Below are 19,639 nucleotides of genomic sequence, written 5' to 3' on the forward strand. Positions count from 1 at the left end.
CTACACCGGCGTGGAGCTCAGCAAGGCGGACTGGGCACGCTACACGGGCGGCGCGGAGTGGTCGGACTACGAGGTGGAGGGGATGGACGTCCATTTTCGTCTGCTCCATCAACCTGGGCTCCACATGACGCTCTTGCCGGGAGCGTGCGGTAGCGGAGGGGCCTCGCCGGGTTCCCGGCCACGAGAGACCGGGTTCACGCACCTGCGCGCACTTCGTGCCGTCGGGGGAGGAGCGCATGCGAAAGGCCGTCGAGCGTGCCCTCCTGGGAGGGACGGCCGACGGCCTTTCGCGAGATGCCCGTGCGCTTCCGCCGGTCACCGGGGTTTGCGCGGGTCGGGAGGCTCAGACGTCGTAGTAGAGCTCGAACTCGTGCGGGTGCGGGCGCAGCCGGATCGGGTCGATCTCGTTCTCCCGCTTGTAGGAGATCCAGGTCTCGATCAGGTCCGGCGTGAACACGCCACCCTCCAGCAGGTACTCGTGGTCGGCCTCCAGGGCCGCGAGCACGTCCGTCAGCGAGCCGGGGACCTGCGGGATGTTACGGGCCTCCTCGGGGGGAAGCTCGTAGAGGTCCTTGTCGACCGGCTCGACCGGCTCGATCTTGTTGCGGATGCCGTCGATGCCGGCCATGAGCTGGGCGGCGAAGGCGAAGTACGGGTTGCACGACGGGTCCGGGACGCGGAACTCGATGCGCTTGGCCTTCGGGTTGGAGCCCGTGATCGGGATGCGGATGCACGCCGAGCGGTTGCGCTGGGAGTAGACCAGGTTGACCGGGGCCTCGTAGCCGGGCACCAGGCGGTGGTAGGAGTTGACCGTCGGGTTGGTGAAGGCCAGCAGCGACGGGGCGTGCTTGAGCAGGCCGCCGATGTAGTAGCGGGCGGTGTCGGACAGGCCCGCGTAGCCGACCTCGTCGTAGAAGAGCGGCGCGCCGTCCTTCCAGAGCGACTGGTGGCAGTGCATGCCGGAGCCGTTGTCACCGAAGATCGGCTTGGGCATGAAGGTGACCGTGTGGCCGTACTCCAGGGCCGTGCTCTTGACGATGTACTTGTACAGCATCAGGGTGTCGGCGGCCTTGAGCAGCGTGTTGAACCGGAAGTCGATCTCCGCCTGGCCGGCCGTGCCCACCTCGTGGTGCTGCATCTCGACGTCGATGCCCGCGTCGATGAGGCGGCGCACCATCTCCGAGCGCAGGTCGGTGAAGTGGTCCATCGGCGGGACCGGGAAGTAGCCGCCCTTGAAGCGCGGCTTGTAACCGAGGTTGCCGCCGTCCTGGGCTTTGCCGCTGTTCCAGGCGCCCTCGATCGAGTCGATGTAGTAGTAACTCGCGTGCGCGTTGGTCTCGAACCGCACGTCGTCGAAGATGTAGAACTCGGCCTCGGGACCGAAGTAGACCGTGTCGGCGATGCCGGTGCCCTTGAGGTACTCCTCCGCCTTGCGGGCGACGTTGCGCGGGTCGCGGCTGTAGGCCTCGCCTGTCAGCGGGTCGTGCACGAAGAAGTTGATGTTGAGCGTCTTGTGCTGCCGGAACGGGTCGAGCACGGCCGTGGACGGGTCGGGCAGCAGCAGCATGTCCGACTCGTGGATGGCCTGGAAACCGCGGATCGACGAGCCGTCGAACATGAGACCGTCGGTGAAGACGCCGGCTCCGAAGTTCTCCGAAGGGAACGTGAAGTGGTGCGTCGTCCCCGGCAGGTCGGTGAACCTGACATCAACGAACTGCACCCCTTCGTCCTTGATGAACTTCAGGACGTCGTCGGCGGAGTTGAACACGCGAACCTCCCATGGGGCACGGGCTATCAGACCGAAAGTATGCCTGTGCCGTTACCGCCCCGTGTCTCGTTTGTTTCGCTCGTGTTAAGCGAAAGTCGCCCCCACGCTAGTTCTCGGGCCCCGGCTGGACGGGTATACCGAGCCTTCCTTTGCCCGGTTTTGCCGGATTTTCACGTGCCGGACTTCAGTGGCCTGCAGCCCTCCGGCGTCTCCTCCTCGAGCGAGTAGGGATCCACGGCGGGGCCGTCGGCCTTCACTTCCCGATCGGGAGTCGAGTCCGGATAGAACGGGTGGATGAAGCCGTCATCGACGTCGCACCGCGCCGGGGCGGTCCCCCCCGCCGTTCCACTTACCGACCCAGAAGCGCAGCCGGTCGCCGTCCCGCCTCGCCGGCCGGTCCGGGCGAGTACGGGGGCGGTACCCGGGGCGGATACCGTTGGGGCCATGAGCAGCAAGCAGCCGCGTTGGACCCAGACCTGGCTCGGTGGCGTCAGGTCGGCCGGAGTCGATCTCGGCTATCCGGGGGAGCGGCTCGGGCTGCCCGGAGAGGGCAGCGGCTCGGTGGCCGGATTCGGCCGCAGGCTCGGCGCCATCGTGGTCGACTGGCTGATCTGCACCTGGGCGATCACCCAGGGGCTTCTGCGGATCGACCCCGCTCATTCGGCCTGGGTCCCGATCCTGGTCCTGGCCGCCGAATACCTCCTGCTGGTGGGCACCATGGGGATGACCTTCGGGATGCGCCTGTTCGGCATCAGGGTCGCCGCGCTCGGCGGCGGCCGCCCCGGGTTCGTCTCCGTGCTGGTACGGACCGTCCTGCTCTGCCTGGCCCTGCCCGCTCTCATCTGGGACCGCGACCAGCGGGGCCTGCACGACCGCGCGGCGAACACCGTGGTCGTACGCCTCTGAGCCGCGTCCTCACGCCCGGTTTCGCGCTTGTACCCGAGTCTGGCCCTGTGTTCAGGTTTCACATCGGTCGCCGGGCAGTGTGTCACGCTGCCGACGACGCGGCCTGAACCGTACCTGCCAGGTACGGCGAGGAGCTGCAAGCTCGGTTCCTTTCAGGGCCGAGAAGCTGACGCTCGCATCCGTGATCTCGCCCGCGCCAGGCTCCGCGGGCGCCGATTCCTTTTCCTGCCGGCGGCCGTCATAACGGTGGGCGGCCGCGCTGGGCGGCCGGCCGTGAGGGAGGAACGACTTCGTGATCAAGGATGAGGCGGGTCCGGAGGAGAGCGCGGTCCTGGCCGCCGCGCTGGCGGGTGACGAGCCGGCGTTCGGCACGCTCGTCGAGAGGTACCGGCGGGAACTGCGGGTGCACTGCTACCGGATGCTCGGCTCCTTCGAGGAGTCGGAGGACCTGGTGCAGGAGACGTTCCTGCGCGCCTGGCGCAAGAGGGAGAGCTTCCAGGGGCGCTCGACCTTCAGGGCCTGGCTGTACCGGATCGCGACCAACGCCTGCCTGGACTTCCTGGACCGCCACCCGCGTCGCCCGCGCCCGCGCGAAGCGCCGGTGCTGGCCACTTCCGGTGTGTCCTCGCCGTCGCCGACCGAGGTCTTCTGGCTGAGCCCGTACCCGGACCGGCTCCTGGAGCCGCCCGCGCCCGCCGGCGCCGAGCCGGACGCCGAGGTGGTCGCCAAGGAGACGATCGAGCTGGCCTTCCTGGTCGCCATCCAGCATCTGCCTCCCCGGCAGCGGGTGGTGCTGATCCTGCGCGACGTGCTCGGCTGGTCGGCGCAGGAGGCCGCCGCGCTGCTGGAGGTGAGCGTCGCGGCGGTGAAGAGCGCTCTGCAGCGGGCCCGGTCGACGATGCGGGAGCACCTGCCCGCACAGCGTCTGGAGTGGGCGCCCTCCTCGGATCCGACCGGGGAGGAACTCGCGGCGCTGCGACGCTACATGGACGCCGTCGAGCAGGCGGATCCCGAGGTGCTGGCCGGGGTGCTGCGCGCGGACGCCTGGCAGACGATGCCGCCGGCCCCGATCTGGATCCTGGGTGGGGAGGCGATCGTCGAGTCGTGGCGCCCGGCCATGATCGGCCCCGAGGCGTGGGGTGACTGGCGCGTCCTGCCCACCCGCGCCAACCGGCAACCCGCCGCGGCGGCCTACCTCAGGCGCCCGGGCGAGTCCGAGTACCAGGGCTCGTGGCTCGGTGTCCTGCGGGTCGAGGACGGGCTGGTGACCCAGATCACCACCTTCGGCGCCGAGATCTTCCCGGCGTTCGGCCTCCCCTCGACGCTGTGACGGACACCGGCGAAGACCCGCCTCCCTCCTTCGCGGGGCGGTTCGGGCCGTCGTTCCAGGTACGGGCGGTCGTCGTCGAACCCGGCGGCTCGCTGGACCGGGCCGGAGCCGAATGGCGGGACGCGATCGTCCTGCTTGAGTGCGGACGGATCGAGCTCGTCTGCTCCGACGGTGATCGCCTGGCCTTCCGGTGCGGCGACGTGCTGTGGCTGGACGGGCTGCCGGTGCGAGCCCTGCGCAATCCGGGACGGGAACCCGCCGTCCTGCTCGCGATCTCCCGGAGGCCCGGGCGCCGCTGAGTCCCCGGCCCAGCGGGACAGGGGCCGGGCGGCATCGCACTTCCGAGAACCAAATCCCCGGAGCGATTCCTTTTGCGGCCTCCGGCCGTCGTAACGGTCACACACTGCATCACGGAAGGAATGATCATGAACGATATGCAGAAGCAGGTCCAGGAGGCGGTCGACAGGCTCGTGGAGTCCGGGACCGAGCGGGGCCTGCAGGTCGCCGTGTACCGGAACGGCGAACCGGTGGTCGACGTCGTCGCGGGCGTCGCCGACCCGGCCACCGGGCGTCCCGTCACGCCGGACACGCCGTTCTACAGCGCCTCGACCGGCAAGGGCGTCACCTCGACCGTGGTGCACGTGCTCGTGGAGCGGGGCGTCCTCGGCTACGACACGCCGATCGTCGAGCTGTGGCCGGAGTTCGGCGCCCACGGCAAGGAACGCGCGACGGTGCGGCACGCCCTGACCCACTCGGCGGGCGTGCCCGGAGTGCCCGCCGGGACCACGCCCGAGGACCTGTGCGACTGGGAGGGGATGTGCGCGGCGATCGCCGACGCCAAGCCCTGGTGGGAGCCCGGCACCAGGACCGGCTACCACCCCCACTCGTTCGGCTACATCATCGGGGAGGTCGTCCGCCGGGCCACCGGCAGGCCGATCTCGCGGGTCCTGCGGGAGGAGGTCGCCGGGCCGCTCGGGGTGGCCGGCGAGCTGTTCCTCGGCGTTCCCGAATCCGAGCTGGGCAGGCTGGCCCGCCTGGAGGACGCGCCGAGCGATTTCGAGATGCCCGCGGAGATGTCCGCCGAGATGTTCGCCGACATACCGTTCTTCAAGGTGGTGGACGGCTACACGGCGGCGCCGATGGCGGCGATGCCGGATGCCGGTTTCGGCAACCGCGCCGACGTGCTGACCTCCGACATCCCGGCGGGCGGCACCATGTCCGCCCGCGCCGTGGCCCGCATGTACGCCGCCCTGCTGGGAGAGGTGGACGGTGTCAGGCTCGTCTCGCCGGAACGGCTGCGAGAGATCACCGAGGTTGCGGTCACCGGTGTGGACGAGGTCACCGGCACTCCGGTCACCAGATCCCTCGGGTACGCCATCGGGGCCACCGCGCTGCTCGACAGCCCCACCCTGTTCGGGATGGCGGGCAGCGGTGGTTCGGCCGCGTACGCCGACACGGCCACCGGGATCGCGATCGCCATGACCAAGAACATGCTCTACGGCGGAGACTTCGACACCTTCGACGAGATCGGGCGGATTGTCATGAACGCCGTTGCCAGCCGCTAGGCCCGCGTTCCGCAGGTGATCTGAACCGATCCGGAAAACGAGGCCGGGGTGCCGTTCGTGTCTCGGGGCAGGCGTCCGCCCCGAGACACGGCCTCCGCGCGGATCTCGCGCCGGCGGCCCGAGCGCGTCGAATGCCCGAGCGCGTCGAATGCCCGAGCGCGCCGGCGGCCCGAGCGCGCGGGTCGCCCGTCGGCGGACGCGTGCCTACCGGGTGCAGGTGAAGATCGCGGTGCCGGGCAGGTGGTGGCCGCGCAGCGGACTCCAACCGCCCCACTCGCGGTCGTGGCCCGGCGGCCACTCGGGCTCGGTCAGCTGCCGCAGCACCAGCCCGGAGGCGGTGATGAGGTGGACCCAGTCGGCCATCGTGCGGTGGTGCTCGACGTAGGACGGGCGCCCGTCCTCGCCGATCTCCACGTACGCGGACCGGTCGAAGTAGGAGCGGTCCGAGGTCAGCCCACCAGGACCGGGGTCGTCGGGGAAGGCCCAGCGGATGGGGTGGCTCACCGAGAAGACCAGCCGGCCGCCGGGGCGCAGCACCCGGTGGACCTCGGCGAGGACGGCCCCGGCGTCGGCCACGAACGGCAGCGCGCCGAAGGCCGAGCAGGCCAGGTCGAACGCCCCGTCGGCGAAGGGCAGGATCTCGGCGTCCGCCTGGACCACGGGGAGCGCGGCGCTCGCGTCCAGGTCGATCCGGCGCGAATGCTGAAGCTGGCGGAAGGACAGGTCGAAGGCGGCCACCCTGGCGCCCTGGCCGGCCAGCCAGCGTCCGCACTGCCCGGCGCCGCAGCCGATCTCCAGCACGTCCTTGCCCGCGACATCGCCCAGCAGGTGGACGTCGGCCTCGTCCAATCCCTCGGGACACCAGACGAACCCGGAGTCGCGCAGGAACTCCCCGTGCTCGGCCTGGTAGTCGTCGGCGGCCCCGTCCCACCAGCCGCGGTTGGCCCGGGATGTGGCCGCGGCGTCCACCCGGTGGCGGCCCACCCCGGCGGAGCTCATCAGCGCATCTTCGGGCGGGGCATCTTCGCGCCGCGCGGCAGCGGGCCCTTGGGCATCGGCAGCGTCTGCGGCAGGGCCTTCAGCCGGTTGTTGATCTCGTACAGGGCGGGCTTCTTGAGGTTGCGGGGCAGCTTCATCAGGTGCCGCTGCAGTTTGGCCAGCGGAATCTGCCCCTCGCCGTCACCGGACTGGACGTCGTAGACGGGCACGTCCAGCGCGATCCGCTGGACGCGCTTCTTCTCGGCGACCAGCATCTTCTGCACGCGGCTGCCCGGCCCCTCGGAGACCAGGATGATGCCGGGGTAGCCGACCACGCGGTGCACGATGTCCTGGTCGCGGGTGACCGCGACGGCCGGGGTGACCTCCCAGTTGCCGCGCATGCCCTGCAGGATCGCGGCGGCGGCGCCGATCTGCCCGTGCAGCATGGAATACTGCGCCTTCTGGGCGAGCTGGCCGAACACCACAAGTCCGACGGTCAGGGCCAGCATGATCCCGATGAAAAGCAGATACCAGAACCAGCCCGTGACCAGGCCGATCACCACGCACAGCGCGAGCGTGCCCAGCGCCGAGGCGTAGACGATCGGCATCCCCTTGGGGTTGGCCTCCTTGATGATCTTCGCGATCATGCGGAGTTGCTTGATGCGCCCCGGGCGCTCTGAGTCTTCGGGCTTCTTGGCCATGTTCTGAAGGATACAAATCCATGGCTCAAGAAGTGAAAACGTGACCTGCCCGGTGCCGGTTCCGGCGCCGGGCCCGAAGGCCGCGGAGCGCCGGAAAGGCCGATACGACCGGGAGAAGTGCCCCTCGCCGACTGTTTTACCGGGATTACACGGTCACGGTCGCGCTCAGGCGGCGGTCGGCGACGCTGCGGCCCGAGCTCTCCACCTCGGGGGTGGTCGAGGCGACCACTATCGCCACATCGGCCGCCGAGGCGGCCTCCACTGGAGCGGCCATGCGAACCGGGCCGGTAAAACCGGAAGGACCCCGCTCGTCACGAGCGGGGTCCTTCCGGTTGGCGGGAGCCGGCTCAGGCGTGCTGACGGGCCTCGACCGCCTGCTTGTACAGGCGGCCCGCCCGGTAGGAGGAGCGCACCAGCGGCCCCGACAGGACCCCGGCGAAACCGATGGCCTCCGCCTCCTTGCCCAGCTCCACGAACTCCTCCGGCTTGACCCACCGGTCGACGGGGTGGTGGCGCGGGGTGGGCCGCAGGTACTGGGTCACGGTGAGCAGGTCGCACCCGGCCTCGTGCAGGTCGCGCATGGCCTGGACGATCTCCTCGCGCTCCTCGCCCATGCCGAGGATCAGGTTGGACTTGGTCACCAGGCCGGCCCGACGGGCCTTGGTGATCACTTCCAGGGAGCGCTCGTAGCGGAAGGCGGGCCGGATGCGCTTGAAGATCCGCGGCACGGTCTCGACGTTGTGCGCGAACACCTCGGGCCCGGCGGAGAAGACCTCCTCCAGCTGGGCCTGGTCGCCGTTGAAGTCGGGCACCAGCAACTCGACGCCGCAGCCGGGCAGCAGCGTGTGGATCTGCCGCGCGGTCTCGGCGTACAGCCACGCGCCGCCGTCGGGCAGGTCGTCGCGGGCGACACCGGTCACGGTCGCGTAGTTGAGGCCCATCTGCCGCACCGACTCGGCCACGCGGCGCGGCTCGTCGGTGTCGTACGCCTTGGGCTTGCCGGTGTCGATCTGGCAGAAGTCGCACCGCCGGGTGCACTGGTCGCCGCCGATGAGGAAGGTGGCCTCACGGTCCTCCCAGCACTCGGAGATGTTGGGGCATCCGGCCTCCTGGCAGACCGTGTGCAGCCCCTCGCGCTTGACCAGCGCCCGCAGCTCGGTGTGGTTCGGGCCCGTCCTGAACCTGGTCTTGATCCATTCGGGCTTCTTCTCGATGGGGGTCTCAGCGTTGCGGACCTCCAGGCGGAGGAGCTTCCGCCCTTCGGGTGCGACGGTCATGCGAGCTCCTTTGCCGGTCGCGGGACCGAGGTGTTGCACGTCGAGGTGTGGTAAAAGTCGTCACGCTCGCTCACGTCCCCAGCCTATGTCCCACCGCGAGCCGCGAGGTCCCGGGGTTCCCGGTGTTCAGCGCCGGAACAGGTCTTCCTCGGGCAGCTCGAAGGCCCGCGCGCCGAGCGCCTCCGCCAGATGCTTCTCGGCGTACGGCAGGACCTCGTCGACCACGATCCGCCGGCCGGTCTCGGCGGACAGCGAGGAGATCCCGGCATCGCTGATACCGCACGGGACGATCCGGTTGTACCAGCTCGGGTCGTTGGAGCAGTTGAGCGCGAATCCGTGCATCGTGACGCCGCCCGAGACCCGGATGCCGATGGCCCCGACCTTCCTGTCGGGCAGGCCGTGCGAGGGGTCTCCGGCCACCCAGACGCCGCCTCGCCCCTGAACTCGGCCCGCCTGCACCCCGAAGTCGGCGCAGACGGCCACCAGGGTCTCCTCCAGGAGCCGCACGTAGGCGTTCACGTCGAGCGTGCCGCCGAGCCTGACGATCGGGTAGCCGACCAGCTGGCCGGGACCGTGCCAGGTGATCCGGCCGCCCCGGTCGACCTCGACGACGGGGGTGCCGTCGGTGGGCCTCTCGTGCGGCGCGGTTCGTTTGCCCGCCGTGTAGACCGGCGCGTGCTCGAGCATCAGGCAGGTGTCGGGAATCTCCTCGGCCACACGGCGTGCGTGGATGCGCCGCTGAAGATCCCAGGCCTGCTCATAGGGGAAATCAACGCCAAGACGGACGATTGCCAGGTCACTCACGTCTCAAGAGTAGTTGACCCGTTCGTGGTCACGACGTGAGAAGTCGAGGCTCGATGCGGAACTCCTTGGCCCCACCTGCCCCGTCGTGCTCGACCTTGTAGGCGTAGGCGTCCGGGTGCACGCTGACGGCCTGGATGAACTCGGTGCCCACGTAGTGCAGCGCCACGCCCTCGTCGGCGGCGTAACCCTCCGGCAGCTCGCCCGAGGCCACCGCCTCGTGCAGCAGCGCGCGGCGCTGCGGGTCGGAGTCGTAGTGGACGCCGCACGAGTAGGGCAGCAGGCCCAGGCCCTCGGACCACACCCGCAGCGTCGGGCCGAAGGAGTCGGTGTTGCCGCCCACGTGCCAGCAGAGCGCCCCGGCGCTCTGGCCGCTCAGCACCACGCCGGCCCGCCACGCCTCCTCGAAGATCTCGTCCAGGCCGTGCAGCCGCCACAGGGCCGCCAGGTTGGCCACACTGCCGCCGCTGACGTAGATGACGTCCTGGCCGAGCACCCACTCGCGCGGATCCTCGATGTTGGGCATCGGGAACAGGGACAGGTGGCTGACCTCGACGTCCCACTCGCGGAAGGCGCCGTACATCTTCAACAGCCAGTCGGCGTCGTCACCGGTAGCGGTGGCGAGCAGGCCCAGCCGGGGCCGGTCCTGACCGGTGAGGTCAAGGGCGTACCGGAGCAGCGAGCTCGCCTCGATGGAGCCGTAACGTGCGGAAGCGCGGAACGAACCACCCCCGATCGCGAGGATGTGCGACTGCCCGGGCGTGCTCATATCGATCTCCCCAGTGCTGACAACGGCTGCAACAGGGACCCTAGAGTACGGCGGACAGTGCCTCGTCGAGACGGATATGCCGGAACGCGTAGCCGCTGTCGAGCAGGCGCCGCGGCAGCACCCGCTGGCCGGTCAGCGCACCCTCCTCGGCGAACCCCCCGATGGCCGTGCGCAGCACGAACCCCGGAACGGCCAGGGGCAGCGTGGGCCGGTGCAGGGCCGCTCCGAGCACCTTGGTGAACTCCGCGTTGGTGACCGGCTCGGGCGCCGTCAGGTTCACCGGCCCCGAGATCTCTGAATTTCTCAGTATGTGTTGTACGGCGAGAACCCAGTCGTCGATGGAGATCCACGACCAGTACTGCCGCCCGGACCCCAGCGGGGCGCCCAACCCCAACCTGAAGACGGGGAGCAGCCGGGACAGCATGCCGCCCTGCCCGCTCAGCACCAGTCCGGTACGGAGTCTCACCACCCGGATGCCCGCCTCCTCGGCGGGCGCCGTCTCCGCCTCCCACGGCACCACGACCTCCTGGGCGAGGAACCCGGCGCCCGCGGGCGCACTCTCGTCCACCGACGCCTCCCCGGTGTCGCCGTAGAAGCCGATCGCCGAGCCGGACAGCAGCGCCACGGGCTTCGCCGCCAGACCGGCCAGCGCGCCCACCAGGGTCCGAGTCCCCTCGACCCGGCTACGGACCACCTCGCGCTTGTAGTCGTCGCTCCAGCGCCGGTCGCCGATGCCCGCGCCGGCGAGGTGGATCACCGCCTCCGCGCCCTCCAGCGCCGCCGGGTCGACAACCCCCTTGGCCGGGTCCCAGAAGGACTCGTCGCCGTCTTTCGGCACCCGCCGCACCAGACGGACCACCCGGGCGCCGTCGTCCCGCAGGGCCTTGACCAGAGCCGATCCCAGCAGGCCCGAGGAACCGGTCACGATGATCGTCATATCGCCCAATGTAGTCGACCTCCCTTGAGGTCTTCGGAAACCGGAGGCCGACCGGATTCGCGCTGTGCCCCCGAGGTTCCCGCGCCGTGCCCCCGAGGTCCCCGCGCCGTGCCCCCGAGGTCCCCGGGAAGAGGTCCCCGGGAAAGCGCCCGTGTCCCTGCGATCGGCGCCTTCGGCGTACCGGGAGGACGAGGCGCGACACGCGGGCGAGAACGAGCAGGGCCGGCCCGCGAAGTCGCGGACCGGCCCGGTGGGAGAGAACGGGGGACTAGGCGTTGAGGCCCAGCTGGTTCTCGAAGCGGCCCTCCTCCAGGCGACGCTTGATCGTCGTCAGGAAGCGGGCGGCGTCGGCGCCGTCGACCAGGCGGTGGTCGTAGCTGAGCGCGAGGTAGACCATCGAGCGGACGGCGATGACCTCACCCTCGGCGGTGTCCAGGACGACCGGGCGCTTGACGACCGCGCCGGTGCCCAGCATGCCGACCTGCGGCTGGTTGAGGATCGGCGTGTCGAACAGCGCGCCCCGGCTGCCGGTGTTGGTCAGCGTGAACGTGCCGCCGCCGAGCTCGTCCGGGCTCACCTTGTTGGTGCGGGTGCGCTCGGCCAGATCGGCGATCTTACGGGCCAGCCCGGCGATGTTGAGGTCGCCCGCGTCCTTGATCACCGGGACGATCAGGCCGCGCTCGGTGTCCGTTGCGAAGGCCAGGTGCTCGGCGTCGAAGTAGGTGACCTCGTTGGTCTCGCTGTTGATCGTGGCGTTCAGCTTCGGGTGCTGCTTGAGCGCCTCGATCGTGGCGAGGGCGAAGAACGGCATGAACGAGAGCTTGACGCCCTCACGCCGCTGGAACTCTGCCTTCGCGCGGTTACGCAGCTGCGCGATCTTGGTGACGTCGACCTCGACCACGCTGGTGAGCTGGGCCGAGACCTGCAGCGACTCGACCATGCGCTTGGCGATGGTCTGGCGCAGCCGCGACATCTTCTCGGTGCGCCCGCGCAGCGTGGTGTCCACCGCGACCGGCGCGGGAGCCTGCGCGGGGGCGGCCGCCTGAGCCGGAGCCTGGGCGGCGGCCCGCGGGGCCGCCTGTGCCTGTGCCTGTGCCTGAGCTTGGGCCTGGGCCGCCGCGGCCCGCTCGCGCTGGTCGCGGGCCGCTTCCAGCACGTCCTGCTTGCGGATGCGCCCGCCGACGCCGGTGCCGCTCAGCGAGTCGAGGTCGACGCCGTGCTCGCCGGCGAGCTTGCGCACCAGCGGGGTGACGTAAGGGCTGTCACCGGAGAGCTGGGCGGCGGGCTCGGAGGCGGGTGCCGCCGCGATCGGGGCCGGCGGCGCGGCCTGGAGGGGCGGTGCCGGGGCCTGCGCGGGAACCGGCGCCGGCGCCGGAGCGGGAGCCTGCGGGGCGGGCTGCGGGATCGAGGAGACCGGCTGTGCCTGCTGCTGGGGGGCCGGCTCCGGCTCGGGCTCCGGCTGGGGGGCCGCCTCCTGCGCCGGGGCGGCGCCCTCGGTGCCGTTCTCGTCGATGACGGCGAGCTCAGCGCCGACCTCGACCGTCTCGTCCTCGGCCACCACGATCTTCGTGAGGATGCCCGCGGCCGGAGACGGGATCTCGGTGTCGACCTTGTCGGTGGAGACTTCGAGAAGCGGCTCGTCGGCCTCGACGCGCTCGCCCTCCTTCTTCAGCCAACGGGTGACGGTGCCCTCCGTGACGCTCTCACCGAGCTGGGGCATCTGTACGGACTTCGGCATTGGTGTCTTCTCTCGCGTTCCGAGTGAGGGCTTACGTTAGTTGTGGACGTGGAGCGGCTTGCCGGCCAGCGCCAGCATCGCCTCGCCGACGGCCTCGGACTGGGTCGGGTGGGCATGGATGAGCTGCGCGACCTCGGAGGGCAGGGCCTCCCAGTTGTAGATCAGCTGTCCCTCGGTCACGAGCTCGCCGACGCGACGGCCGACCATGTGCACGCCGAGCACCGGGCCGTCCTTCGCCGAGACGATCTTGACGGCGCCCTGCGTCTGCAGGATCTGGCTCTTGGGGTTGCCCGCGAGATCGTAGGTGAACTCGACGATCTCGTGACCGCGCTCCCTGGCCTGGGCGGAGGTGATGCCCACCGAGGCGACCTCGGGGTCGGAGTAGGTGATCCGCGGCACGCCGTCGTAGTCGATCGGCACGGGGTTCAGCCCCGCGATGTGCTCGGCCACCAGGATGCCCTCGGCGAAGCCCACGTGGGCGAGCTGCAGGGTCGGGATGAGGTCGCCGACCGCGTACACGCCGGGCACGCTGGTCTGGCAGAACTCGTTCACGGTGACGGTGCCGCGCTCGATGGCGACGCCCGCCTCCTCGAAGCCCATGCCCGCGGAGACCGCGCCGCGGCCGACCGCGACGAGCAGCAGCTCGGCGTCCAGGGTCTTGCCGTTGGCCAGGCTGACGACCACGCCGGTGTCGGTGGTCTTGACGCCCTCGAAGAAGACGCCCAGCTCCTGCTTGATGCCGCGGCGGCGGAAGGAGCGCTCAAGCAGCTTGGAACTGGACTCCTCCTCCAGCGGCAGCAGGTGCGGCAGGGCCTCGACGATCGTCACCTCGGCGCCGAAGGAGCGCCAGACGCTGGCGAACTCCACACCGATGACGCCGCCGCCCAGGACGACCACGGAGGTGGGCACCCGGTCGAGCTTGAGCGCGTGCTCGCTGGTGATGACACGCTCGCCGTCGATCTCCAGGCCGGGAAGGGACCTGGGCGCGGAGCCGGTCGCCAGCACGATGTTGCGGCCCTCGTAGATCCCGGAGCCCACGGACACCCGGTTCGGGCCCGCGAGACGGCCCTCACCCTCGATGATCGTGATGCCCTTGCTCTTGAGAAGGCCCTGCACGCCCTTCCAGGCGCGATTGACGATCTTGTCCTTGAACGCGTGGACCGCGGGCACGTCGATGCCCTCGAAACGGGCCTTGACGCCGTAGGTCGCGCTTTCCCGCGTCTCGTCGGCGACCTCCGCGGAGTGCAGAAGCGCCTTGGTGGGAATGCACCCCCGGTGCAGGCAGGTGCCGCCGATCTTGTCCCTCTCGATCAGCGCGACCGTCTTGCCCAGCTCGGCTGCCCGCAGAGCGCAGGCATACCCACCGCTACCGCCACCCAGGACGACGATGTCGTAGGGGCCGCTGCCATCAGCCACAGGAAAGCTCCTTGTCGGATCGGAATACCGTGTTCACGGTCGCGCCCCTTCCGTGCCCTGGCCGGCCGTGCGGATCCTCGATCGCATCCACACCGCCGCCGGACCCGGCTTGGCGCCCAGTCGGTGCCCGCCCTTGGCCCGGCACCGACAACCGCATCTTTTCATCTGTCTGTGTTACTTGTGACCCGCATGCGCGGCCACGCCGACGACTAGGCGGGCTCGTTCGCATAACGCTCGGCCAGGCCGACGAGCGTCCGGGTGATCGCCCCGGTACCGCCCTTCGGCGTGTAGCCGTGTGGCTCTCCCTTGTTGAACGCGGGACCGGCCATGTCAATGTGTGCCCAACGGACACCGTCCGGCACGAATTCCCGCAGGAAGATCGCCGCCGTCAGCATCCCGCCGAAGCGCTCGGGGTGCAGGTTGGCGATGTCGGCCACGGGAGAGTCGAGCCCCTTGCGGAGCTCGTCGGGCAGCGGCATGGGCCACGCGGCCTCACCCTGCTCGCCCGCCGTCGCGACGATCTCGGCCCGGAGGTCGTCGTCGTTGGCCATGACGCCCGCCGTCCGCCAGCCCAGCGCGACGATCTGCGCGCCGGTGAGCGTGGCGACGTCGACGATCACGTCCGGGTCGTCCTGACCGGCCCGGGCGATGCCGTCGATCAGGACCAGGCGGCCCTCGGCGTCGGTGTCGAGCACCTCGACCGTCTTGCCCGCGAAGCTGGTGAACACGTCGGAGGGGCGCTGCGCGGTACCGCTCGGCATGTTCTCGGCCAGGCAGAGGTAGCCGACCGCGTTGACCTTCAGGCCCAGCTTGGCGATCGCGAGGATCGCGCCGAAGACGGCGCCCGCGCCACCCATGTCGGACTTCATCCAGTCCATCGCGGCCGACGGCTTGAGCGACAGGCCGCCCGAGTCGAAGGTGATGCCCTTGCCGACGTAGGCGAGCTTCTTGTCTGCCTCGGGGTGGCTGTAGGCGAGGCGTACCAGGCGGGGCGGGTTGGCCGATCCCTGGCCCACGGCGACTATGCCGCCGTAGCCGCCCTCCCTGAGCGCCTTCTCGTCCAGGACCTCCACCGACAGGCCGGCCTCGCCGCCCACCTGCTCGGCGATCTCGGCGAAGCGCGCGGGCCACAGGTCCGAAGGCGGGGTGTTGACCAGGTCGCGGACGAGTGAGACCGACTCGGCCAGCGTGCCGGCGCGCCCGACCGCCGCTTCGGCGCCCTCGGCGTCGGTCAGCACGGCCAGCTCGGCCACCGGGGTGCTCGGCTCCTGGGCGGTCCGGTACCTGGTGAAGGAGTACGCGCCGAGCAGGCCGCCCAGGGCGACGGCGCCGGCGTGCTCGGCGTTCGCGGTGGGCAGGGCCAGCGCCACACGCTCGGTGCCCGCCAGGGCGCGGACCGCGGTGCCTGCGGCGCGGCGCAGGGCCTCGGCGTCGTAGCCGCCCTCGGGGACGTCGCCCAGGCCGACGACGACCAGCAGGGGCGCGGTCAGCGCGCCGAAAGTGGGGATCTTGGAGATCTCGCCCGGCTTCCCCTTGGCGCCCACGCTGTCGAGCGTGGCGGCGAGCCTGCCGCCGAGAGCCTGGTCGAGGCCGTCGGCCCCGGGAGCGGGGAGCAGGCCGTCCGGTCCGGTATGGACGCCGACGACCAGTGCGTCGGTGTCGAACGAGACAGCGTTGTCAGTTGGGGTCAGCCGCACAGTGGTCACACAAGCCGATGCTAGTCGGGCTTGCATAGTACTCGTAAACGAGGGTTCGTCCTATGAATCGCGTCACCCGATGGTGCTATCGGGAGTGGCACCATCGAGGGGGTTGGTGCTAATGTCGCTAGCATCATGTTGCTCACCCTGGATATGAACGATCCTCGGCCGCTGCACGAGCAGGTTGCCGAGGCGATCAGACGCGCCGTCGCCGAGGGTTCCTACGCTCAGGGAGACCGGCTCCCGCCGGCTCGCGATCTGGCCGTCGCGCTGGGCATCAACGCCAACACGGTGCTGCGCGCCCTGCGGGACCTGCGCGACGAGGGGGTGCTGGAGTTCCGCCGCGGCCGCGGCGTGAGCGTGCTCAGCCGCCCCAACCCGCGCAGCGTCATCGAGGAGAAGTTGCGCTCCCTGCTCGCCGAGGCGGTCCAGTACGGCTACCGCCATGACGACGTCATCGAGCTCATCAGAGAACTGTCCTGACCGGGTCTGAGACCCGCTCCTTCGAAGGGGTGATCGCCGTGGGCCTGCAAGCCCGATTCTTTTCCGTGACAGCCGGCTGGGCCGCGCTGGTGGCAGCCACCCTGATCGCCGTACCACTGGCGCTGCGAGACCGGCTGCCCGACCCGATCGCCACACACTGGGGTCCGTCCGGTGCCCCCGACGGCTCGATGCCGTTCACCGTCTCGCTGCTGTTCCAGGCCGGTCTGTGGACGCTGATCGCGGGCGCCTCCTGCGCGTCCGCACTCGTCAACGCCGGGATGCTCAGGCGCAGGGCGAGCCGCATGGCGCTCGGTGCCCTGCTGGGCGGGGGCGGCATGTTCTTCCTGGGGCTGCAGGCGATCACGCTGTCGGCCAACCTCGACGCTCCAGGCTGGTGGCAGGCCGGTCACCTGGGGTGGGGGGCGCTGCTCGTGCCCGCCCTCCTGGTGCTGGGCGGCTGGCTCGGCGCCCTGCTGGGCCGTCCGGGGCCCGATGACCTCCCCGAGCGGGGAGCGATCTCCACGCGAAAGGTCCCGCTTCGTCCGGGCCAGCGCGCGGTATGGGTCTCCTCGGCGCGCAATAACCTGCTCGTCACGCTCGGCGGTTCCGTTCTGGCCGCAGGGGTGGGGCTCACGGTGCTTGCGCTGCTCGGTGGTGACGGCACACTGTGGATCCCCGCAGCGATCATGCTCCTGGTGGGCCTGGTGGGTGTGACCTTCAGTTCGGTGCGGGTGCAGGTCACCGAGGAGGGTGTCGTCCTCTTCTACGGACCACTCCGCCTGCCCCGCAAGCACATTCCGATCACGCAAGTGGAGCGGGCCTGGTCGGAGGAGCTGTTCCCATCCAATGTTGGAGGCTGGGGCATTCGAGGCCTGCCGGGTGCCGTGACGGTCATGCTCAGAGGCGGGGAGTGCCTTGTGGTGGGCTACGTCTCCGGCGGTCGCTTCGCCGTCTCGATCGATGACGCCGAGAATGGCGCCGCCTTGCTGAACACCCTCGTGGCCAGGGTTTCCACCGGTCCCGGCGCCCGCTGATCTCCACCTTCGCGGGCCTTTCCATCCCCAAAGACATCCCTCGAAGACCAAGCGTTCGAAGGTGATCTCATGCTCCGCAGATCCACTGACCTGTGGTTGTTTCTGCTCGTCGCGTTCGGCCTGTCCTGGTTGTTCGCCCTTCCCCTCTGGTTGATGGGCGAGTCGGCCGGTGTATTGGCGTTCACGGTGATCGGGGTGGCGATGATGTTCACCCCGGCACTCGGAGTCCTCGCTGTCCGGCTGCGCGGCAGACGGCTCGGGGAGCCCGCCACCGCCTGGCGTGAGTGGGCTGAGCGGACCGGCCTGTGGATGGGGGAGCGTCGCGGGCGCACGCTTGCGCTCGTCGCGCTGGCCTGGTTCGGGATTCCCCTACTGGTGATCGCCGCGATCGCGCTCAGCGCCGCCCTCGGCCTGCTCTCCGTCGACCTGCGGGGGCTCAGCCTGTTCCGCGAGACCCTGGCGGCGGCCTCTCTTGGCCGGCCGCTTCCGATGGAGCCCGGAGTCCTGGTGGCCGTGCAGGTCGCGACGGCCTTCCTGATCGCTCCGCTGATCAACTCGATCGCGGCATTCGGCGAGGAATGGGGGTGGCGGGGCTGGCTGCTGCCCCGCCTGATGCCGCTCGGCACCTGGCGGGCGCTCCTGGTGTCCGGGCTGATCTGGGGAGCCTGGCACTTCCCGCTCACCCTGCGTGGATACAACTACCCCGAGCTGGGCGCGTGGGCGGCGCCGATGTTCGTCGTCTTCTGCGTGGTCTTCGGTGCCCTGCTCGGCTGGTTCCGCCTCTACTCCGGGAGTGTCTGGCCCGCGGTCGTCGGGCACGGATCCCTGAACGCCTCCGGCGGCCTGACCCTGCTCGTCGGTGACGCGGCCGACCCGCCTAATCTGGCTGTCGTGGGGATCACCGGGCTGGTCGGCTCGGTGCTGCTGGCCGCGATCTCCGCGCTGGTGATCAAACGCTGGCCGATCGAGCCGCAGCTTCAGGCCACCGCCTGAGAGTCTGCGGAGAGGAAGATCCCCGGGCTTATCGCCGATGAGCCTCATCTGCCCGATTCGCGAAGTTCGGCTGCTCTGGTGAGGTCCGCAGGTTCAGCCTGGCCAGCGAATCTTCCGGATCTTCCGGATCTTCCGGAGCCGACGGAGCCGACGGAGCCGACGGAGCCGACGGAGCCGGCATGGCCGGGCGAGGCTGGGGGGTCAGCTCACGAGCACCGTGCTCACCAGCAGTGCCGTGACGGTGGCGATCTCGACCAGGGCTCCCAGCACGTCCCCTGTGATGCCGCCGAGCCGGCGCACCGCTCTGCGCCGCACCACCCAGGCCGCCAGCAGTCCGAGTAGCACGGCAGCCGGGAGCCCCCAGGAAGCGGAGAGGTTCCCCAGCCAGGGGACGAGGTCGCTGAGGCCGGCCACCGCGGTCCCGCCGGACGCTGAGATCGAGCCGATCTCCGAGATGAGCCGGTAGTTGTCCTCGTACGCGTCGAGGAACGGAAAGGAGGGCGACCAGACGTCGAGGACATCGGCGTCACGCAGGAAGGCCGGCGCCGCCGATCCCGCGAGCACCAGCGCGGTCATGCCCACCGCGACGCTCCGTCGCACGGTGCCCGCGACCATCGCGCCGAGCCCGTCGGGGCGGGCCGGGGGGATTCCCACCCGGCAGGACCAGGTGAGGGTCAGCCGCCCGGCCGCGCAGGCCGTGACCAGGACGACCGGCCCCATCCCCGCGCGGGCGAGCTCCGACAGGGCCGCCACCTGGAGCAGCAAGGTGCAGACCAGGGTCACCACCCCGAACGGGCCGATGTCGGACCGCTTCATGATCTCCAGTGCCCGTTCGGCGGGCTTTCCGCTGCCCAGCCCGTCGGCGAGGTCGGCCAGCCCATCCAGGTGCAGCCCCCGGGTGAGCAGTGCGAGGGCCGCCACGGCCAGCACCGACGCCGGAAGCGGCGTCATGCCCAGCCACAGCGCCACCGCCAGCACCAGCCCCGCGACGGCCCCGAGCGCCGCCCCCACCAGCGGGGCGATCGCCATCGCGACGCCCCCCGCGCGGCGGTCGACCACCCCGGGACGGACCGGGAACACACTCAGCGTGCCGATTGCGAGACGCACCCCGTCGGTGAACGTCGACGGCCTGTCGGAGGGCGGGGGCATGGGCACGACCGCAGATCATAGCTCGCGCCCCCCGCCTGCGGATTTCTCGGTACGCGCCCGGAGCCGGGGAGGCCCGGCAGGGCAGGGTGACCTCCTC

At 70.4% G+C, this 19,639-nt stretch carries 19 protein-coding genes; 7 read left to right on the forward strand and 12 right to left on the reverse strand.

Translation table 11 applies throughout. The annotated features are described in order from the left end of the window. Positions 1–343 precede the first annotated feature (343 nt). Positions 344–1,768 carry a type I glutamate--ammonia ligase gene (gene glnA / locus OG884_RS28850; protein ID WP_326638035.1) on the reverse strand — a complete coding sequence of 475 codons (1,425 nt, stop codon included), beginning with the start codon at positions 1,766–1,768 and terminating at the stop codon, positions 344–346. Positions 1,769–2,212: 444 nt separating this feature from the next. Here glnA and OG884_RS28855 point away from each other — a divergent pair, with 444 nt between their 5' ends. From OG884_RS28855 to OG884_RS28870, 4 genes are all read left to right on the forward strand, one after another. Next, entirely contained in the window at positions 2,213–2,674 is a 462-nt protein-coding gene (locus OG884_RS28855) for an RDD family protein (protein WP_326638037.1), read from the forward strand. A 292-nt stretch (positions 2,675–2,966) separates the two neighbouring features. After that, positions 2,967–4,004: an RNA polymerase subunit sigma-70 gene (locus OG884_RS28860; RefSeq protein WP_326638038.1), complete on the forward strand. Its 1,038-nt coding sequence runs from the start codon at positions 2,967–2,969 to the stop codon at positions 4,002–4,004. Next, entirely contained in the window at positions 4,001–4,303 is a 303-nt protein-coding gene (locus tag OG884_RS28865; RefSeq protein WP_326638040.1) for a cupin domain-containing protein, read from the forward strand. Before OG884_RS28860 ends, OG884_RS28865 begins: the two co-directional genes overlap by 4 nt. A gap of 126 nt (positions 4,304–4,429) precedes the next feature. After that, positions 4,430–5,569, forward strand: a complete 1,140-nt coding sequence (locus OG884_RS28870) for a serine hydrolase domain-containing protein (RefSeq protein ID WP_326638042.1) — start codon at positions 4,430–4,432, stop codon at positions 5,567–5,569. Positions 5,570–5,773: 204 nt separating this feature from the next. On the opposite strand, the gene OG884_RS28875 is transcribed toward OG884_RS28870, so the two are convergent. The 10 genes from OG884_RS28875 to OG884_RS28920 form a co-directional block, all read right to left on the reverse strand. Continuing rightward, positions 5,774–6,568 carry a class I SAM-dependent methyltransferase gene (locus OG884_RS28875; protein WP_326638044.1) on the reverse strand — a complete coding sequence of 265 codons (795 nt, stop codon included), beginning with the start codon at positions 6,566–6,568 and terminating at the stop codon, positions 5,774–5,776. Beyond that, positions 6,568–7,248, reverse strand: coding sequence for a DUF4191 domain-containing protein (locus OG884_RS28880; protein ID WP_326638046.1), 681 nt, complete (start codon positions 7,246–7,248; stop codon positions 6,568–6,570). Before OG884_RS28880 ends, OG884_RS28875 begins: the two co-directional genes overlap by 1 nt. A gap of 145 nt (positions 7,249–7,393) precedes the next feature. Continuing rightward, a complete protein-coding gene (locus OG884_RS28885; protein WP_326638047.1) occupies positions 7,394–7,522 on the reverse strand; it encodes a hypothetical protein in 129 nt (42 codons plus the stop codon). A 73-nt stretch (positions 7,523–7,595) separates the two neighbouring features. Beyond that, entirely contained in the window at positions 7,596–8,525 is a 930-nt protein-coding gene (lipA, locus tag OG884_RS28890) for a lipoyl synthase (RefSeq protein ID WP_326638048.1), read from the reverse strand. Positions 8,526–8,651: 126 nt separating this feature from the next. Continuing rightward, on the reverse strand, positions 8,652–9,329 hold the full coding sequence (lipB, locus tag OG884_RS28895) for a lipoyl(octanoyl) transferase LipB (RefSeq protein WP_326638050.1): 678 nt from the start codon (positions 9,327–9,329) through the stop codon (positions 8,652–8,654). 28 nt (positions 9,330–9,357) lie between these two features. Further along, entirely contained in the window at positions 9,358–10,095 is a 738-nt protein-coding gene (locus OG884_RS28900) for a peptidase E (RefSeq protein ID WP_326638052.1), read from the reverse strand. Positions 10,096–10,135: 40 nt separating this feature from the next. Next, entirely contained in the window at positions 10,136–11,032 is an 897-nt protein-coding gene (locus OG884_RS28905) for a TIGR01777 family oxidoreductase (protein ID WP_326638054.1), read from the reverse strand. 268 nt (positions 11,033–11,300) lie between these two features. Further along, a complete protein-coding gene (gene sucB, locus OG884_RS28910; protein ID WP_326638056.1) occupies positions 11,301–12,770 on the reverse strand; it encodes a 2-oxoglutarate dehydrogenase, E2 component, dihydrolipoamide succinyltransferase in 1,470 nt (489 codons plus the stop codon). A 36-nt stretch (positions 12,771–12,806) separates the two neighbouring features. Beyond that, a complete protein-coding gene (gene lpdA, locus OG884_RS28915) occupies positions 12,807–14,186 on the reverse strand; it encodes a dihydrolipoyl dehydrogenase (RefSeq protein WP_326638058.1) in 1,380 nt (459 codons plus the stop codon). 209 nt (positions 14,187–14,395) lie between these two features. Beyond that, positions 14,396–15,892, reverse strand: coding sequence for a leucyl aminopeptidase (locus tag OG884_RS28920; RefSeq protein WP_442811545.1), 1,497 nt, complete (start codon positions 15,890–15,892; stop codon positions 14,396–14,398). A gap of 126 nt (positions 15,893–16,018) precedes the next feature. On the opposite strand from OG884_RS28920, the gene OG884_RS28925 reads away from it, so the two are divergent. The 3 genes from OG884_RS28925 to OG884_RS28935 all read left to right on the forward strand — a co-directional run bounded on the left by OG884_RS28925 (position 16,019) and on the right by OG884_RS28935 (position 18,393). Beyond that, positions 16,019–16,366, forward strand: a complete 348-nt coding sequence (locus OG884_RS28925) for a GntR family transcriptional regulator (protein ID WP_326638061.1) — start codon at positions 16,019–16,021, stop codon at positions 16,364–16,366. Between the two features lie 65 nt (positions 16,367–16,431). Beyond that, a complete protein-coding gene (locus OG884_RS28930; protein WP_326638063.1) occupies positions 16,432–17,400 on the forward strand; it encodes a DUF1648 domain-containing protein in 969 nt (322 codons plus the stop codon). Between the two features lie 69 nt (positions 17,401–17,469). Then, on the forward strand, positions 17,470–18,393 hold the full coding sequence (locus OG884_RS28935) for a CPBP family intramembrane glutamic endopeptidase (RefSeq protein WP_326638064.1): 924 nt from the start codon (positions 17,470–17,472) through the stop codon (positions 18,391–18,393). 201 nt (positions 18,394–18,594) lie between these two features. Here the strand turns inward: OG884_RS28935 and OG884_RS28940 are convergent, their stop codons facing one another. Next, on the reverse strand, positions 18,595–19,542 hold the full coding sequence (locus OG884_RS28940) for an adenosylcobinamide-GDP ribazoletransferase (RefSeq protein ID WP_326647022.1): 948 nt from the start codon (positions 19,540–19,542) through the stop codon (positions 18,595–18,597). Positions 19,543–19,639 lie beyond the last annotated feature (97 nt).

It is taken from the genome of Streptosporangium sp. NBC_01755 (assembly GCF_035917995.1).
Classification (GTDB): domain Bacteria; phylum Actinomycetota; class Actinomycetes; order Streptosporangiales; family Streptosporangiaceae; genus Streptosporangium.

What these genes read in the sequence shown, in the direction of transcription:
- OG884_RS28855 (WP_326638037.1), top strand. Translation starts at nt 2,213, where the DNA reads ATGAGCAGCAAGCAGCCGCGTTGGACCCAGACCTGGCTCGGTGGCGTC.
- OG884_RS28870 (WP_326638042.1), top strand. Translation starts at nt 4,430, where the DNA reads ATGAACGATATGCAGAAGCAGGTCCAGGAGGCGGTCGACAGGCTCGTG.
- OG884_RS28875 (WP_326638044.1), bottom strand. Translation starts at nt 6,568, where the DNA reads ATGAGCTCCGCCGGGGTGGGCCGCCACCGGGTGGACGCCGCGGCCACA.
- OG884_RS28880 (WP_326638046.1), bottom strand. Translation starts at nt 7,248, where the DNA reads ATGGCCAAGAAGCCCGAAGACTCAGAGCGCCCGGGGCGCATCAAGCAA.
- OG884_RS28885 (WP_326638047.1), bottom strand. Translation starts at nt 7,522, where the DNA reads ATGGCCGCTCCAGTGGAGGCCGCCTCGGCGGCCGATGTGGCGATAGTG.
- lipA (WP_326638048.1), bottom strand. Translation starts at nt 8,525, where the DNA reads ATGACCGTCGCACCCGAAGGGCGGAAGCTCCTCCGCCTGGAGGTCCGC.
- OG884_RS28900 (WP_326638052.1), bottom strand. Translation starts at nt 10,095, where the DNA reads ATGAGCACGCCCGGGCAGTCGCACATCCTCGCGATCGGGGGTGGTTCG.
- OG884_RS28905 (WP_326638054.1), bottom strand. Translation starts at nt 11,032, where the DNA reads ATGACGATCATCGTGACCGGTTCCTCGGGCCTGCTGGGATCGGCTCTG.
- sucB (WP_326638056.1), bottom strand. Translation starts at nt 12,770, where the DNA reads ATGCCGAAGTCCGTACAGATGCCCCAGCTCGGTGAGAGCGTCACGGAG.
- OG884_RS28925 (WP_326638061.1), top strand. Translation starts at nt 16,019, where the DNA reads ATGTTGCTCACCCTGGATATGAACGATCCTCGGCCGCTGCACGAGCAG.
- OG884_RS28935 (WP_326638064.1), top strand. Translation starts at nt 17,470, where the DNA reads ATGCTCCGCAGATCCACTGACCTGTGGTTGTTTCTGCTCGTCGCGTTC.
- OG884_RS28940 (WP_326647022.1), bottom strand. Translation starts at nt 19,542, where the DNA reads ATGCCCCCGCCCTCCGACAGGCCGTCGACGTTCACCGACGGGGTGCGT.